This window comes from Bacillus sp. ISL-77, from assembly GCF_018613105.1.
On record NZ_JAGGQY010000033.1, the window covers coordinates 96,812 to 113,027 of the forward strand.

The window sequence follows — 16,216 nt, forward strand, 5'->3', positions numbered from 1 at the left end:
TGGATTCGCAAATAAAAACACCATACCCGCAAATAAAAGTCAGTTTCTCGCAAATAAACAGGCTATTTCCGCAAATAAATCCGATTTTTTCACAAATAAACCATCAATTATCAAGGAAAAACAACAAAAGAGAGCAGATATTCCTGCTCTCTTCCGTTGTTAATTGCTTAAATCCCGTTTTTGCTTAAGAAGTTCTTTAAATTCTTGGTCTAATACAAGATATTTAGGATCTTTTTGATCGATTAATGATAATTCTCCCAAAATCACCGCGATCTTGTTTTCAATGATTAATAATACTTCTTCTTGATTATCCTCTTTCTTTACTTTTTTATTAAAATATTCCTCTGGTGTCATTTCTACCCGTTTAATTTGCTGGTTTTCAAATACTAGCAGCCGGTCGCATAATTTATTTAAGAAATAATAATCATGGGAAACCGTTATTATCGTCCCTTTAAACTCTGCTAATGTCTTTTCCAGCTGCTCCCTGCTCGGCAAATCCAAATGATTCGTCGGTTCGTCTAGGATAAGAACATCGTATTCTTTCATTAACATATCGACTAGCTTTACTCTTGTTCGTTCGCCCAAACTCAAAGTCCTAATTGGTTTAGTAACGAACGCGTCTTGTAAGCCCAAATTGGCGAGTAAGGTCCGTGCTTTTAACACATCTTCCCTATCTGTGAAACCTAAAGCCTCCATCACCGATTTATCGTCTGGTAAATCATCAACATCCTGACTTAAATAAGCAACGTTTATCGAGTCACTCTTCCATAGATTACCATCTGTATACGTCTCTTGATCTAGGATCATCTTAATTAATGTCGTTTTCCCGCAGCCATTTTCCCCTAAGAGTCCCATTCGCTCTCCATGATTAATGTAGAAGTTAGAGCTATGAAAGAGTGTTCGATCCTCGTACGATTTATTTAGACGTTTGGCCTCGACAATCCGTTTGCCTCTCTTCCCTTGAGTGTCAAACTGGAACCTTACTTGGACTTCATCTAACGGCTTATCAATTTTATTTTTTCCAAGCTCATTTTGCAGACGTTTCATTTTTGATTTCACTTGATTGTCTGTTTTTTTAGCCTTAGCCCGATGGTATTCCTTAATACCATTTTGTCTTTTACTGGGTCCTGATCCCTTTTTGGTTGAATCACGATGGGCTTTTTCAGACCATGACTTTAATTGTTCCATTTGTGATTCAACCATTTCTATTTGCCGTTGCTGGGCGCTATATTGATGTCGCTGATTCTCCGCCCGATGTTGTTTTTCAACACGATAGTCACTATAGTTACCATTGTAAAAGTGGAGTTTGCCATGTTCAATTTCGAAAATACGATGCACTGTTTCATCTAAAAAATGACGGTCATGAGAGATAATTAAGACAGGTCCTTGAAATTTTTCTAGTTCGGTTACCAGCCATTCAATCCCATGAAAATCCAAGTGATTTGTCGGTTCATCCAAAATTAAGAAGTCAGGTTTTGATGCCCAAACCGTCGAGAGTGCCAGTTTTAATTTTTCCCCTCCGCTTAAATGATTTAATCGGTCTTCCTCCCAGTCATAGACCTTTTGAAGACCTAACTCACTAGCATGCTGGAATAATTCTTTCGTTGTGCTTCCTGATAATGACTGATGAAAATCACTTATCTCATAATCAATCGACTGTGATAGATAGCCTATTGTTAACTCGCTTGATTTTTCGATGATCCCTTTATCGGGTGTTATTTTTCCAAAAAGGATATTGGCTAGTGTTGTCTTTCCTGTACCATTGTATCCGACAAGGCCAATCCTTTCCCCGTTCTTTATATCAAATTGGATATTTTCGAATACCTTTCTTAAATGAAAACTTTTTTCTAAGCCGATTACTTTAATGACTGTTTTTTGATTTGAATGCATAAAAAAACTCCCTTCAATTGAACCTGAAGAGAGTTTATGTCTTAGAAATGATCACAATTTGCCGTTAATATGAATCAACAAATAAACCTTTTAAAGGTTTTATTGGCATATACGATCAGGACATAAAAAAGGACAGACGAATCCTATTCTTCAGGTTCAACATTTTTCGTTATTCGAATCATGTCTGAAAAATAAGATTATAACTTCATGCCTCTTTACCATTCCTTTTCGTTTGTTAGTATTATTTTATTGGAGGATCATTAGATTTGTCAATCATTTCTTCCGAAAAAACACCATACCAGCTGGCATGGTGTTTTTCAATATTAAGCTTGTAATTTTTCACGTAGAACCATTGGAAGAATTCCGCCGTGGCGGTAGTAATCAATTTCAACTTCAGAGTCAAAACGAACAAGAACTTCAAATTCTTTCTTGTTACCAGCTTCGTCCGTTGCAGTTACTTTTAGAAGGTCACGTGGTCTTACATTTTCGTCTACTTGAACATCAATGGTTTCTTTACCTGTCAGGCCAAGTGTTTCAGCGCTTTCGCCATCTTTAAATTGAAGTGGAAGCACACCCATTAACACAAGGTTTGAACGGTGAATACGTTCAAAGCTTTCAGCAAGAACTGTTTTAATACCTAAAAGGTTTGTACCTTTAGCAGCCCAGTCACGTGAAGAACCCATTCCGTAATCTTTACCAGCAAGAACGATTAATCCAGTACCGTTTTCTTTGTACTTCATGCAAGCATCGTAAATAGATGTCACTTCGCCAGTTGGCCAGTAAGTAGTTACCCCACCTTCTGTTCCTGGTGCGATTTGGTTACGAATACGAATGTTTGCGAACGTTCCACGCATCATTACTTCGTGGTTACCACGACGGGATCCGTAAGAGTTAAAGTCGCGGATTGCAACGCCTTTTTCTAGCAGATATTTACCAGCTGGAGTATTTTTACCAATTGCTCCTGCAGGTGAAATGTGGTCAGTTGTAACTGAATCACCAAATTTACCAACAACACGTAGTCCTGCTAATGGCTCGACGATACCTGGTTCTGGTGATAAGCCTTCAAAGAACGGCGGATTTGCGATGTAAGTAGAATCCTCATCAAAAGTATATAAAGGCTCATTGCTTGTTTTGATATCATTCCAACGCTCGTTGTCACCGAACACGTTTGCATATTCCCGGCGGAATAGTTCAGGAGTTACTGTACGTTTAACAACATCATTAACTTCAGCAGTTGATGGCCAGATATCCTTGAAGAATACATCATTTCCATCTTTATCTTTACCGATTGCTTCGTTTGCAAAATCAATATTTACAGTACCAGCAAGAGCGTAAGCAACAACTAATGGTGGTGAAGCAAGGTAGTTTGCTTTAACAAGCGGGTGAATACGTCCTTCGAAGTTTCGGTTACCGGAAAGAACAGATGTAACTAAAAGATCGTTTTCAGCGATTGTTTTTTCGATTTCTTCCTTTAATGGGCCGGAGTTACCGATACATGTTGTACATCCGTAACCAACGAGGTTGAAGCCGATTTGCTCTAGGTAAGGAAGTAACCCCGAATCACGAAGATATCCAGTTACAACTTTAGATCCTGGTGCTAAGGAAGTTTTTACGAATTTAGGAACTTCCATTCCTAATTCAACTGCTTTCTTCGCAACAAGTCCAGCACCCACTAGAACGTATGGGTTAGATGTATTGGTACAGCTTGTGATTGAAGCAATTGCGACGGCACCAGTTTTAATAGTAGTTTCGTCACCGTTTAGGAAATTAACAGTTGCAGACTTGTCAAGCTCATCTGCTTGTAAGCCGAAGCCTTGGTTTCCTTGTGGAGCAGAAACAGCTTTCACAAATTCCTCTTTCATTTTAGAAAGTGGAATCAAATCTTGAGGACGCTTTGGACCAGATAGATTTGCTTCAATGACAGAAAGATCGATTTCAACTACATCTGTATAAACTGGCTCGATCGCTGGATCAAAGAACAAACCGTTTGCTTTACAGTATTGTTCTACTACATTGATATGCTCTTCTTCACGGCCTGTTAAGCGCATGTATGCAAGTGATTCATCATCAATTGGGAAGAATCCGCAAGTAGCACCGTATTCAGGAGCCATGTTTGCAATTGTTGCACGGTCTGCAAGTGGCAGTACTGATACTCCTGGTCCGAAGAACTCAACGAATTTCCCTACAACCCCATGGCTGCGAAGAACTTGAGTTACTTTTAAAGCAAGGTCAGTTGCTGTAGCACCGTTTGGAAGCTCACCTGTTAATTTAACACCTACTACTTCTGGTACAGGGAAGTATGAAGGCTGACCTAGCATTCCTGCTTCAGCTTCAATACCGCCAACGCCCCATCCAAGAACACCTAGACCATTGATCATTGTTGTATGGGAGTCCGTACCAACCAAAGTATCTGGATAAGCTTCTAATTCACCATCTGTTTCTGCAACGTGGACAACATCAGCCAAGTATTCAAGGTTTACTTGGTGTACGATACCTGTTGCAGGTGGAACGGCGCGATAGTTATTAAATGATTTTTGCGCCCAACTTAAGAATTGGTAGCGCTCAGCATTACGTTCGAATTCATAATCCATGTTAATTTTTAAGGAATCAGCTGCTCCATATGCATCAACCTGTACGGAGTGGTCGATTACAAGATCAACCGTTTTTTCAGGGTTGATTTTGTCAGGATCTCCGCCAAGGTCTGCCATTGCTTTTCTTAAAGAAGCAAGGTCAACAACTGCTGGAACACCTGTAAAGTCTTGAAGGATAACACGAGCAGGCTTAAATGGTACGTCCACTTCTTTTAGCTCATTTGTGCCCCATTTTGCTAAGTTTTCAACATGCTCTTTTGAAATTGCTCGGCCATCTAATTGGCGTAATACAGATTCAAGTAGTACTTTTACAGAGTAAGGCAATTTAGAAATTTTTCCAATTCCTGCCTCTTCCAGTGCACTTAAGCGGTAATAGTTGTAACGTTTACCATTCACTTCAAAGGAAGTGCGTGCGTTAAATACATCATTTTTTACCATGTAAAAAACCCCCTAATTCGTCATTAATAAATCGAAAATTAACGAAAAGTTGAAAAGTTTGAATTTTCCCATCCTGCTTAACTTTTCTCACAATTCTTATCTTAATACAAGCGATTACATAAGTAAATAACAAGAAAGTTATTGCGATTGATAAGTTTCACTTATGTTTTTTATGTATTTTGTTCTGAAAATTCAAAAAACACTATTTGTGCTAATGTGATTTAAGACATGGGAAAACCGCCTTTTTCATTATTTATTATCTCAAAAAACTTTTTCAATGTCATGTTTTTTGCTATGGAGGAAATAGTAAAAGTGTAGGAGGTGATTAGAATGGTGAAACGAAAGTCTAATCATGTAATTCCAGGGATGAATGCAGCCAAGGGGCAAGGTAAAGGTGCAGGTTTTAATGAGGAAATGGCGAGCGAACCAGAATTAACTGCAAAAGAAAGAATGAATAACAAAAAACGAAAGAAAAATCAATAATAACAAAAAGCAGGCGGGCTCCTCCGCCTGCTTTTCTTATTCTGTCTGGTTTACTTCTGTCACCATGCTTTGCAGATCCTGCTGGAAACGCTCTAGCTGCGATCGTTGATGTTCCGATGCCACTTCTAGTGCATTTTCAATTTGTTGGTAGGCTTCATTGACTTCGTCTTTTAGATGCTTTAGTTGATGACCATAACTTGCACTATCACTTACAATTGTCTCGAATAGTCCTTGTGCATTCTCATACCCCTGCTGTGCTGCTTGAAACGCTTGTTGTTTATCTTTATTGTATGGGAATTTATCCATCTTTCTTTATTCACTCCTTCATTTTGTTTACCGTTAAATTGCACAGAACAACAAAAAATATACGGTATAAAAGGACTTTATCACTGCATCCTAACATATAGGAGGGATGAAATATGAACAAAAACGATGGCAAAGACATGCGAAAAAATGCACCAAAACAATCGGGGCAGCCTGAACCATTAAGCGGTTCTCACAAAGTCAAGAATCGCAACCATACTAGAGCCAAACATAATACACATCACGATATGTAGAAACTTATAAGATAGGCGCAAGTCAAAAAATGCCCAGCACTTTGTTAAAGTGCTGGGGCATCAGTCGATTACTAAGCTTGTCTATACTTTAATTAATGCCCGAAGCAGGTCCTCTTCTTCTTCTGGAGTCACTGTTCGTAAATCAATGATAAATTCATCTTTTTGAATCCTTCCAACAATTGCTGGTTTCACTTCGGATCGAAGCTTTCTTCCCAGCTGTTCTGCCGTCAATTCACAATGTTTTAAGGACACGACCATGGTTGGAAGCTCAACATCCGGCATCGTACCCCCACCCACTTGGCTTCTTCCTTCTGTAATTTTTGTAACATATTTTCCAGTATTTTGTAATAAATTTGTAATAAACGACTGCGATCGTACGTCTAATTCTTCAGAGGAAACTAATAAATCACGAACGGTTGGAATATTTACTAAGCCATTTTCTCCACGAGCATAATCGATTAATGTCCCCTCAAGCGCAGCCAACGTCATCTTATCAACACGGACAACGCGTGCCAACTGGTGTTTTTTTAAGCAATCAATGATTTCTTTTTTTCCAGCAATTATACCGGCCTGTGGACCGCCAAGAAGCTTGTCACCACTAAAGGTTACAACATCTGCCCCTAATTCAATGACCTCTTTTACTACCGGTTCTTCACCAATTCCGTGCTTTCTAAAGTCATATAGAGCACCACTTCCGAGATCTTCATAAAAAATGACACTATCTAATCGTTTCGTAAGCCCAACAAGATCTTCGGTATCAACAGATTTGGTAAATCCGATGACCTTAAAGTTGCTAGTATGTACCTTCATGACGATCGCAGTTTCTGAACTGACAGCTTTTTCGTAATCATAAAGATGTGTTTTATTAGTGGTGCCAACTTCTACAAGTTTTGCCCCACTTTCTTCCATTATAGATGAGATTCGAAAAGAGCCACCGATTTCAACAAGCTGTCCCCTTGAAACAATGACTTCTTTGTTAGCAGCTAGAGCTCTTAAAACCAGATAGACAGCAGAAGCATTATTATTAACCACCATAGCAGCCTCTGCACCGGTGATATCTTTAATTAATGCTTCAACATGACTATGTCTTGAACCTCTTTCACCTTCCGTTAGCTTATATTCAAGATTTGAATAGTTCCTTGCAGTGTCAATCACATGGTTTATTGCATTTTCGCTTAATCTAGCCCTTCCTAGGTTTGTATGTAAAATAGTTCCTGTCGCATTTATGACCTTTTCTAAGGTATAAGAATACTGTTTCTGTATTTTTGTTTCGAGAATAAAAAATAGGTCTTCAATAAAATGGTTGGTCCCTGGCCTACCACCTGGCCAATTATCATTTAGGATTGCATCCCTAATATTGTCAATGACCTCTTTAAGCTGTTTGGTCAGATGCGCATGATCAAGCTGACTTTCTAGAAGGAGAGTTAAAAACCTCTCATGATTTTGAAGTTCATGGACCGGTGGTAATGAGCGTAGCCATTCTTTCAACATAAAAACTCCTTTATCACATGTTCTTTTTCTCTGACATTTGACTAGTCCAGGCCTGTATTAATGAGTGGAATTCACAAACGGGCGCTTTAACTTTCCCAATTATATCACATCAGTTTCACGTTTTAAGTCACATTGAATAAAATGAAACGAGCAAGGGGGATTAGATATGTCAAAAAAGAAACAACTTAAAAATCAAACCTTTGATTTTGACTTAGTGGAGAAATGGCTGGAAAACTATTTTCTAGATCCACTAACTTCCTATTATGATGAAACACAATTTCCAATCGATCTTTATGAAACAGAAAAGGAATGGATTGTTGAGGCCATTTTAAGCGAATTCGAGGCTTCGGAAATAAAGGTTTATATAGAAGGAAATAAATTAATGATTTCTGCATCCAAATACCCCCCTTACATGAATAAACAAAAAAGAGTCCGTTCCATTAATTTTCCGTTTCTAGTCATTAATCAAAACGTATTTGCTACATTTACAAATGGAATTCTAGAGGTAATTATTTCAAAAATAGATAGAGGAGTAGGAAAAAATAGATTCATTCCTGCCTTAAGATAAACTTGTGGCATCATTTTTTATGCTGCAGTTGACATAATAATTTTATCTTTAAAAAAATAACCCTCATTTCCAAACGGATTTGAGGGTTATTTTTTATTTATTAGAAATGATCTCTATCATTTCATCGGTATCAGGGAAAACACCTGTTTCGAGCTTCGAATAGATCTTCTCCCCATTCACGGTCACTTCGAAAGCACCGCCTGAACTAGGAATCAGTTCTAACTTTTGAATATCTCTAAAAAAATGATTAAATAGCTCTTCCGCGAAACTCGCGGCTTTTGGTGCGTAATTTCATTGCATGCAAAATTCAACAATAACATGATAGTTCTTCATAAAAATACCCTCCAAAAAAGTGTTTCCTACATCAGGATAGTGTTAATATTTTAACCTATTCCTTTTCCTTCAGCAATTTTTTTGTCTATTCGTGCGGTTTTTTTTTGAAAGAGTTATACTATATAAATGGAGGTGGACATGTTGAGTGAACAAGATAAAATTCGCCTAACTTCTTTGTCAACAAAAGCGGGTTGAGGCTGTAAAATTGGTCCTGAGGACCTGGCGCAAGTGTTGCGTCAATTACCGAAACAAGAACCTGTTCCTGAATTATTAGTGGGACTTGATACTTCTGATGATGCTGGAGTTTACCAAATAACCGACTCCATCGCTTTGATACAGACAGTTGACTACTTTACCCCAATCGTCGACGATCCATATATGTTTGGTCAGATCACGGCTGCAAATGCATTAAGCGATGTTTATGCCATGGGCGGTGAACCTAAAACAGTTATGAATATTGTCGGCTTTCCGATTAAAAAGTTGGGTGCCGAAATGCTAGCTGATATTCTTCGTGGTGCGGCAGATAAAGTAAAAGAAGCCGGTGCGATTACCGTTGGCGGCCATTCAATTGATGATCAGGAACCTAAATTTGGACTTTCCGTTACAGGAATAGTCCATCCCGATAAAGTTTGGAAAAATGTCGGCGCCAAGCCTGGTGATGTTCTCGTGTTAACTAAGCCGATTGGTGTGGGTATTATCACAACCGGTATAAAAAGAAGTGTCGTAACTCCTCTGCAGGAACAGATTGTGACAGAGACAATGGCTACGCTAAATAAGGTGGCAGCTGAAGTTTTAACAGAATTTCATCCTCACGCTGTAACTGATGTAACTGGATTCGGATTACTTGGACATGGCAGTGAAATGGCACGTGGTAGTAATGTTAGTTTTGAATTCTCACTCTCACAAGTCCCTGTTTTAGAAGGTGCTCTTGAATTAGCGAAAAATGGTGTGGTGCCTGGTGGTTCTAAGTCGAATCATAAATGGATAGCTGATGATGTTGTTTATGAGGATATTCTTCAGGAGGAGCAGCTGGTCCTATGTGATGCGATTACATCTGGGGGTCTGTTTGTTTCACTTAGTGAACAGGAAGCGGCTCAATATGTCGACAAGCTACATTCTAATGGTCTAGCATATGCTGCGATTATTGGTAGAGTTACCGAGAAAAAAGACAAATATATCTATGTAACAAGATAACAGCGAAGCCTTAGTTGATTCGCTTTTTCTTTTATGCAAAAAAAGCCCTGAACCATTTTGGTCCAGGATTATTATAATTATTATTTTTTCTGACGTAGCTTCTCTACCATATCCTTGGTCATTTTATCCAAATCAAACGCGTATTTAAAGCCCCATTCCTCTTTTGCCGCACTAGCATCAATTGAATTTGGCCAACTTTCCGCAATTTTTTGACGATCTGGATCAACATTATAAGAAATTTCAAATCCAGGTACATACTTAGCGATAGAAGCCGCAATTTCTTCAGGATCAAAGCTCATCGCTGTCACGTTGAAAGCATTACGGTGGATTAATTTTGATGAATCTGCCTCCATTAGGTCAACAATTGCATTTAGGGCATCGGGCATATACATCATGTCCATATAGGTACCTTTATCAATGTATGAAGTATATTGGCCATTCTTGATCGCTTCATAATAGATTTCAACGGCATAATCCGTGGTCCCTCCGCCAGGAAGTGCAACATAGGAAATTAACCCTGGAAAACGCAAGCCGCGGGTATCGACACCAAACTTTTGGAAATAGTAATCAGACAATAATTCCCCTGCCACTTTATTGACACCGTACATCGTCGTTGGACGCATTATCGTATCTTGTGGGGTGCTGTCCTTAGGTGTGGATGGACCAAAAGCACCAATCGAACTTGGTGTGAAAAATTGTGCCTTTAACTCTTTTGCAGTTTCCAAACCATTCATTAGCCCGCCCATATTTAAATTCCAGGCAAACACAGGCTTGGCTTCTGCTGTAGCTGATAAAAGAGCGGCTAAATGCATAACAGTATCAACGTTGTATTTTTTAGCCACTTCCACCATTTGGTTTAAATTCGTTACATCGACGGTCTCAAAAGGACCACTTTGAGCGGCTTCGCTGTCATTCTTTTTAATATCTGTAGCAATGACATTATCCGCACCATAGATGTCTCTTAGCTTTAAAGTTAATTCTGATCCAATCTGCCCTAAAGCACCTGTGATTAAAATACGCTTCATCGTCGTTTCTCCGTCCTCTTCACTCTTACTAAAAATAGTGATTTACTTTATTTTTACGTTACTTAATCAGTTAGGGTGAAACCTAAATAACGCCCATTTCCTTGCCGACTTTTTCATAAATAGCAATCGCTTGATCGAGCATTTCTTTTGTATGTGCAGCTGTTGGCATGTTACGCACTCGTCCAGTCCCTTGTGGAACGGTTGGGAACACAATCGCCTTGGCATAAACCCCTTCATCATTCAAACGTTTACTGAATTGTTGAGTAAGTTCTTCGTCCCCGATAATACAAGGAGTGATCGGAGTTTCGCTGTTGCCGATATTAAAACCTAACTCGTTCAAGCCTTTTTTTAGATAATTTCCATTTTCCCAGAGCTTTTTGTTCAGTTCCGTGCTCTCCATTAAGATTTCAATTGACTTCTTACTTGCTGCCACATCGGAAGGAGTTAATGAGGTAGAAAATAGGAATGGACGGCTGCGAACTTTTAACCAGTCAATGAGATTTTTCTTACCAGCGACATAACCGCCAACTACGCCAATTGCTTTAGATAATGTACCGATTTGAAAATCAATTTTATCAGAAAGACCAAAATGCTTAACGGTCCCTGCCCCATCTCCAAGCACACCTGATCCATGAGCATCGTCTACATATGTAATCAGATCAAATTCCTCAGCAATCTTGACAATTTCAGGCAGTAAAGCAATATCTCCGTCCATCGAGAACACGCCGTCTGTAATCACCATAATTTTATTGTAAAGGCCTGACTCTTTTGCTGCTTTTGCTTTTGCACGTAAATCTTCCATATCGGAGTGGTTCACACGGATAATTTTTGCTTTGGAAAGCCGGCAGCCGTCGATTATCGACGCATGGTTTAATTCATCCGAAAGTATCGCATCATTTTTATCCATTACTGCTGAAATAGCCGCCATGTTACAATTAAATCCAGATTGGTAAGCAATCGCTGCTTCTGTATGTTTGAATTCAGCTAATTTTTCTTCCAGTTCAACATGGAGTTTAAGTGTTCCGTTAATGGTTCGAACGGCCCCTGCCCCAACTCCGTATTGTTCAATCGCCTCAGTAGCGGCTTTTTTCAAACGTTCATCCGTGGCTAAGCCTAAATAGTTGTTGGAAGATAGATTGACTAGTTCTCTGCCATTAATTGTTATAACTGGTCCATTTGGGCTTTCGAGCGGATCGATGACATTGTACAAACCTTTTCCCTTTAAATTATCAAGATTTTCATTTAAAAATTGCTCCAAAATAGTACTGGACATATTCAATTCCCCCTTTATTCATTTGAACGTGCTTTGTCGTTTACGGAAAAACAATCGTCCGTTTCAAGCGGACATCCACACCTTTGTTAAACACTGGTATTAAAGGATTCCTATACTATACTTTATCATAAATTTTTATTGTTGTGCATATCTAGTGGACAAATAAACAAAAATATTTTTATATTCTTTTAGTGTACCCAGTCAAAAATAATGTTATTTCTTAAGATAACCAAACTGCTATCAATGAATTATTTTATAATGGCATGGTTTTAAGTTATAATTGTTTTTAATCGTACTGAGTCATTCCGACGCTACATAGAAAGGATGTCAACCTTGTCATTTTTGTTTTCAACCTTATACACACTAGTTATTGGGGCGGTATTTATTTTTCTATTTATAATTGCTTACGATTTTCTTTACGGTGAAAAACCAGAAAAGCAAACGAAGAAAATACATAAATATTTTCAAAAAGAAACCATTAAAAAAATTGATAGACTGGAACATCAGCCTCGAAAATTTACCATGTACCAAGTCACAATGAATAGTGGTATTAAGAAGATTAAGATGAAACCAGGTTATAAAGTAGTCAATATGGTATCAAAGGAGAAAAACAAAAAGTAAGCAAAATTCGGGGATAAGTTCTTTTACTCCAAAAGAAAAACCGGACAATGCCCGGTTTTTTTCATCTATTTAATTTTCCTCGTCAAGGACATTTGTTTGCTTCACTGTGAGAGTCCCTTTTCGCAATCGTATGCTTTTCTTATTTTACGGAAACCGAACTCAATTTCCCTACATTTCGATTGATATTTTGTAATGCTTCCTTGTATTCTTTTTCTAAACTACTAATTATTTCAGAAGCCGATTCTATTTTATTTATTGCCCCGACGCCATGTCCTGCTGACCAAATATCCTTCCATGCTTTCGCATTCGTCTCCCTTTGCATATTATCAAAGTTTACATTGTCTTTTTTGACAAGTTTTTCTGGGTCCAAACCTGCCTTTTTAATACTAGGTACCAGCATATTGCACATGATGCCGGAGAAAGCATCCGTTAAAATGATATCCTCTTGTGTGGCTTCAACCAGCATTTCCCTGTATTCATCATTGGCCATACTTTCTGTCGCAACAATAAAGCGGGTTCCCATATAGGCAAGGTCAGCGCCTGCTGCCTGAGCAGCTAAAATTCCCTTCCCTGTTGAAATGGAACCAGCAAGGACAATGATACCATCCCAGAAATTACGGACCATATCCACGAAGGCAAAGCTGTTAATTTGACCCGCGTGACCGCCCGCCCCGCTTGCTACCAAAATAAGTCCATCGACACCAGATTCAGCTGCTTTTTGAGCAAACTTCAAATCACTCACATCAGAGAATACGAGCCCGCCATATTCATGCACAATATCGACGACTAGTTTCGGACTTCCTAAGGAGGTAATCACCAATTGCGGCTGGTGCTTTTTAATCAATGCAAGTTCTTCCTGCAGGCGGCTGTAAGAGCTATGTACCACCATATTCATCGCCCAAGGAGCAATTTTTCGGTTAGGATCGAGTGCACGAGCCTTTTCTAGCTCTTCATTTAATTTCCCCATCCACTGATCAAGAACCTCAATTGGTCTTGCATTTGGAGCAGGAAAAGAACCAATCACGCCATTCAAGCAACAATTTTTCACGAGTTCAGTGCCTGAAACCAAAAACATCGGGGCCGAAATGACCGGTAGTTTCAACTGGTTCCACCATGATTCAGGAATCGATTTTTTCATTTTGCTCACCCTTTATTTTAGAATTTTCTGAATAAATTATACACTATAATAGTACCTGAAAATGAATGGTTATTCAATCTTTGATATAGCCTTTTATTTACGCCAATTAAAACGATTACCATACACGAACGATTTTTAATTTTAAAAAACAAAATGTTCGTTTTTTGCGAAAAAATGATTGATTTACTCTTTTCTTGTGTTTTATAATGTGAATAAATTAATATGGTTTCACTCATATAATCGCGGGGATATGGCCCGCAAGTTTCTACCCGATTGCCGTTAACAATCAGACTATGAGTGGGTAATGGGAAAGTCGCGATTCTTTTTAAAGAGCGCTAATTCCTTTTCCTTTCGGACACAAAGCCCAAAGGTCATTGCCTCACTCATTTTTTGATGTGATGTAATGACCTTTGGGCTTTTATTATTTTAAAAGGGAGTCAAAAAAACATGAGATTACTAGAGGAGAAAATCCGCACTAACGGTAAGGTTCTATCGGAAAATGTTCTAAAGGTAGATTCATTTTTAAACCACCAAATAGACCCGCAATTAATGCTTGAAATAGGAAAAGAGTTTGCAAGGATTTTTGCAGGTGATGGTATTACAAAGATCGTAACCATTGAATCTTCAGGAATTGCTCCTGCAGTTATGGCTGGTTTATATATGAATGTTCCTGTAATCTTCGCAAGAAAAAGAAAATCTTTGACGCTTGTCGATGATTTATTAACAGCTTCAGTCCATTCATTTACTAAAAATGAAACAAACGAAATTTCCATTTCAAAGAAATATGTAAATGAAAATGATAGAGTCCTAATCATTGATGACTTCCTTGCAAATGGGGAAGCTGCACTTGGTTTAGTAGATATTGTTCAAAAAAGCCATGCAACAGTTGTTGGAATTGGCATTGTCATCGAGAAGTCCTTTCAACATGGTCCACAAAAATTAAAGGACCTTGGTTTAAGGGTTGAATCCTTAGCACGGATTGCCTCGCTTTCAAACGGAAAAGTGTCATTTATAAATGAGAACGTGGAGGAATTAATTAAATGAAACAACATCCTTTTAAAATAGCCTCGTTAGGAATTCAGCATGTATTAGCCATGTACGCCGGAGCGGTAATCGTCCCACTTATCGTCGGAGGAGCACTTAAATTTACCGGAGAACAATTAACCTACTTGGTATCGATCGATATCTTAATGTGCGGAATTGCGACAATTTTACAAGTTTGGCAGAATCGCTTTTTCGGAATTGGTTTACCGATTGTACTTGGCTGTACGTTTACTGCAGTCGGACCAATGATTGCCATTGGAGGACAGTATGGTATTTCCGCTATTTATGGATCGATTCTTATCTCAGGACTTATCGTCATTATTATTTCTCAATTCTTTGGAAAATTAATTAAGTTCTTCCCACCTGTTGTGACTGGCTCAGTTGTGTCTATTATCGTATAGATACTACGAATAAATTATAAAAAAAGACCGCCTGTCGTGGGCGGTTTCTTTTCGTTTATTCGGTAAACTTTTTATTCATTAGTCGATTGATTTCTCGATTAGTGTTCTTGATTGCTTCGGGGCTTGGCTCATTCACGGAATAAACCTCGCAAGTATATTTACCGATTCTTTTCGTCAATGGTCTAACTTTCGTTTGACTTTCGTTGTTCATGATTGCGCCCCCTGTACGATTTGATTTCTCGTACATAGGCGCAGCTCTCAGCAGCTTTTGGCATGGAAGGCAAAAAAAAGACGAAAGCCGTTAAGCCTGCGCCCTGAACCGTTGTTATTCCTTTTCGTTTACGATTAGTGTCTTAAAATAACGAATTGTCTTCGATAAGTCATCGAGTAATTCTTTGTCATAACCTATAGTGGACTTAATACCGTAACGGTAATCGACCTCTCCTGTTGGAATAGCTTCATCATCGTCGTTTACAATGAAGTCATATTGGAACTCTAAGGTACATTGTAGTACGTCGGGAAATTTACGCTGTAAGAATATAAATAATTCATGAGCCAAGATGTAGTTATTATTTAGAACGTAAAAATCTACGTAAGTAATAGGGCAATGATTTACGTCGTAGTCTTTCATTAATTCTTTTACGAAATCTTTTACGTCTTGCGGCTGACTTGGCACTATTAGTTCTATAATGCCATTCGCTCTATGTCCGCCACCTTGACAACTATTCATGGTTACAAAGTCGTCTATTTCGTTGATTGCGTCTACCACGTTTTTTATGCCCTCGTCTATTTCTGCACCTTCAAGGAAAAATTCCTTGTCTTCCTCATCAAACATTGTTACATACTGCATGAAATCCTCTTTTGTTTTTTTCATATTAATTATCTCCCTTCGAATGTCTTACTTAAAGATAGGCGCAGCTCATTAGCGTTCTTGGTACGAATAAAAAAGCCGTAGCGCTACTTTATTTAAAGCATGCCGCGACCCATTTTTCGTTTATACTTGCGTATAATTTCGTTTTTTACCTCGTAGTCTATATTTCCACAAAAAAAAGAGACGCAAGCTGTTAAGTGAACTGTAACCCATAATATGGACAGTTTAATAAAAGGGCCTATGCAGCTAACAGGTGACCTCGGTATTGTACCGGGATCATCCTATTTAATCCCCACTG

Annotated in this window: 16 protein-coding genes, 1 pseudogene and 1 riboswitch; of the genes and pseudogenes, 7 read left to right on the forward strand and 10 right to left on the reverse strand. The window is 38.5% G+C overall.

Features of this window, described 5'->3' with window-relative positions; translation table 11 throughout:
• Nucleotides 1-159 precede the first annotated feature (159 nt).
• Both abc-f and acnA read right to left on the reverse strand, forming a co-directional pair.
• Entirely contained in the window at nucleotides 160-1,890 is a 1,731-nt protein-coding gene (gene abc-f, locus J7E77_RS13140) for a ribosomal protection-like ABC-F family protein (protein WP_214714919.1), read from the reverse strand.
• A 323-nt stretch (nucleotides 1,891-2,213) separates the two neighbouring features.
• Nucleotides 2,214-4,919, reverse strand: coding sequence for an aconitate hydratase AcnA (gene acnA, locus J7E77_RS13145; protein ID WP_214714920.1), 2,706 nt, complete (start codon nucleotides 4,917-4,919; stop codon nucleotides 2,214-2,216).
• 330 nt (nucleotides 4,920-5,249) lie between these two features.
• Here acnA and sspO point away from each other — a divergent pair, with 330 nt between their 5' ends.
• Nucleotides 5,250-5,402, forward strand: a complete 153-nt coding sequence (gene sspO, locus J7E77_RS13150; protein WP_026567316.1) for a small acid-soluble spore protein O — start codon at nucleotides 5,250-5,252, stop codon at nucleotides 5,400-5,402.
• 36 nt (nucleotides 5,403-5,438) lie between these two features.
• On the opposite strand, the gene J7E77_RS13155 is transcribed toward sspO, so the two are convergent.
• Nucleotides 5,439-5,708 carry a hypothetical protein gene (locus tag J7E77_RS13155; protein WP_088087700.1) on the reverse strand — a complete coding sequence of 90 codons (270 nt, stop codon included), beginning with the start codon at nucleotides 5,706-5,708 and terminating at the stop codon, nucleotides 5,439-5,441.
• A 113-nt stretch (nucleotides 5,709-5,821) separates the two neighbouring features.
• On the opposite strand from J7E77_RS13155, the gene J7E77_RS13160 reads away from it, so the two are divergent.
• Nucleotides 5,822-5,959 (forward strand): small acid-soluble spore protein P, encoded by a 138-nt coding sequence (locus J7E77_RS13160; protein ID WP_088087701.1) that lies wholly within the window; start codon nucleotides 5,822-5,824, stop codon nucleotides 5,957-5,959.
• Nucleotides 5,960-6,040: 81 nt separating this feature from the next.
• Here J7E77_RS13160 and selA read toward each other — a convergent pair whose 3' ends face one another.
• Nucleotides 6,041-7,447: an L-seryl-tRNA(Sec) selenium transferase gene (gene selA / locus J7E77_RS13165; protein WP_214714921.1), complete on the reverse strand. Its 1,407-nt coding sequence runs from the start codon at nucleotides 7,445-7,447 to the stop codon at nucleotides 6,041-6,043.
• Nucleotides 7,448-7,616: 169 nt separating this feature from the next.
• On the opposite strand from selA, the gene J7E77_RS13170 reads away from it, so the two are divergent.
• The gene (locus J7E77_RS13170) at nucleotides 7,617-8,018 is read left to right on the forward strand and encodes an Hsp20/alpha crystallin family protein (RefSeq protein ID WP_214714922.1); all 402 of its coding nucleotides are present in this window, start codon (nucleotides 7,617-7,619) and stop codon (nucleotides 8,016-8,018) included.
• A 93-nt stretch (nucleotides 8,019-8,111) separates the two neighbouring features.
• Here the strand turns inward: J7E77_RS13170 and J7E77_RS31735 are convergent, their stop codons facing one another.
• Nucleotides 8,112-8,351, reverse strand: a complete 240-nt coding sequence (locus J7E77_RS31735) for an Rdx family protein (RefSeq protein WP_374102969.1) — start codon at nucleotides 8,349-8,351, stop codon at nucleotides 8,112-8,114.
• Nucleotides 8,352-8,489: 138 nt separating this feature from the next.
• Between J7E77_RS31735 and selD the strand changes: the two genes are divergently transcribed.
• Nucleotides 8,490-9,545, forward strand: a complete 1,056-nt coding sequence (gene selD, locus J7E77_RS13180) for a selenide, water dikinase SelD (protein WP_373408496.1) — start codon at nucleotides 8,490-8,492, stop codon at nucleotides 9,543-9,545.
• An 80-nt stretch (nucleotides 9,546-9,625) separates the two neighbouring features.
• On the opposite strand, the gene J7E77_RS13185 is transcribed toward selD, so the two are convergent.
• Nucleotides 9,626-10,570 carry an L-threonine 3-dehydrogenase gene (locus J7E77_RS13185; RefSeq protein ID WP_214714923.1) on the reverse strand — a complete coding sequence of 315 codons (945 nt, stop codon included), beginning with the start codon at nucleotides 10,568-10,570 and terminating at the stop codon, nucleotides 9,626-9,628.
• 82 nt (nucleotides 10,571-10,652) lie between these two features.
• A complete protein-coding gene (locus J7E77_RS13190; protein WP_214714924.1) occupies nucleotides 10,653-11,843 on the reverse strand; it encodes a glycine C-acetyltransferase in 1,191 nt (396 codons plus the stop codon).
• Nucleotides 11,844-12,176: 333 nt separating this feature from the next.
• Here J7E77_RS13190 and J7E77_RS13195 point away from each other — a divergent pair, with 333 nt between their 5' ends.
• Nucleotides 12,177-12,464 (forward strand): hypothetical protein, encoded by a 288-nt coding sequence (locus tag J7E77_RS13195; RefSeq protein ID WP_214714926.1) that lies wholly within the window; start codon nucleotides 12,177-12,179, stop codon nucleotides 12,462-12,464.
• Nucleotides 12,465-12,603: 139 nt separating this feature from the next.
• Here the strand turns inward: J7E77_RS13195 and J7E77_RS13200 are convergent, their stop codons facing one another.
• Nucleotides 12,604-13,602, reverse strand: a complete 999-nt coding sequence (locus J7E77_RS13200; RefSeq protein ID WP_214714928.1) for an NAD(P)H-dependent flavin oxidoreductase — start codon at nucleotides 13,600-13,602, stop codon at nucleotides 12,604-12,606.
• A 212-nt stretch (nucleotides 13,603-13,814) separates the two neighbouring features.
• Nucleotides 13,815-13,916: riboswitch (purine riboswitch) on the forward strand.
• 133 nt (nucleotides 13,917-14,049) lie between these two features.
• Between J7E77_RS13200 and J7E77_RS13205 the strand changes: the two genes are divergently transcribed.
• Both J7E77_RS13205 and J7E77_RS13210 read left to right on the forward strand, forming a co-directional pair.
• Nucleotides 14,050-14,646 (forward strand): xanthine phosphoribosyltransferase, encoded by a 597-nt coding sequence (locus J7E77_RS13205; RefSeq protein WP_214714930.1) that lies wholly within the window; start codon nucleotides 14,050-14,052, stop codon nucleotides 14,644-14,646.
• A pseudogene (locus J7E77_RS13210) lies at nucleotides 14,643-15,041 on the forward strand (solute carrier family 23 protein); the annotation flags it as partial. The gene J7E77_RS13205 and the pseudogene J7E77_RS13210, both read left to right, overlap by 4 nt.
• A gap of 61 nt (nucleotides 15,042-15,102) precedes the next feature.
• On the opposite strand, the gene J7E77_RS13215 reads toward J7E77_RS13210, so the two are convergent.
• The gene (locus J7E77_RS13215) at nucleotides 15,103-15,258 is read right to left on the reverse strand and encodes a hypothetical protein (RefSeq protein WP_214714932.1); all 156 of its coding nucleotides are present in this window, start codon (nucleotides 15,256-15,258) and stop codon (nucleotides 15,103-15,105) included.
• Between the two features lie 114 nt (nucleotides 15,259-15,372).
• Complete coding sequence (locus tag J7E77_RS13220) at nucleotides 15,373-15,921, reverse strand: tRNA wybutosine-synthesizing 3 family protein (protein ID WP_214714933.1); 549 nt, start codon at nucleotides 15,919-15,921, stop codon at nucleotides 15,373-15,375.
• Nucleotides 15,922-16,216 lie beyond the last annotated feature (295 nt).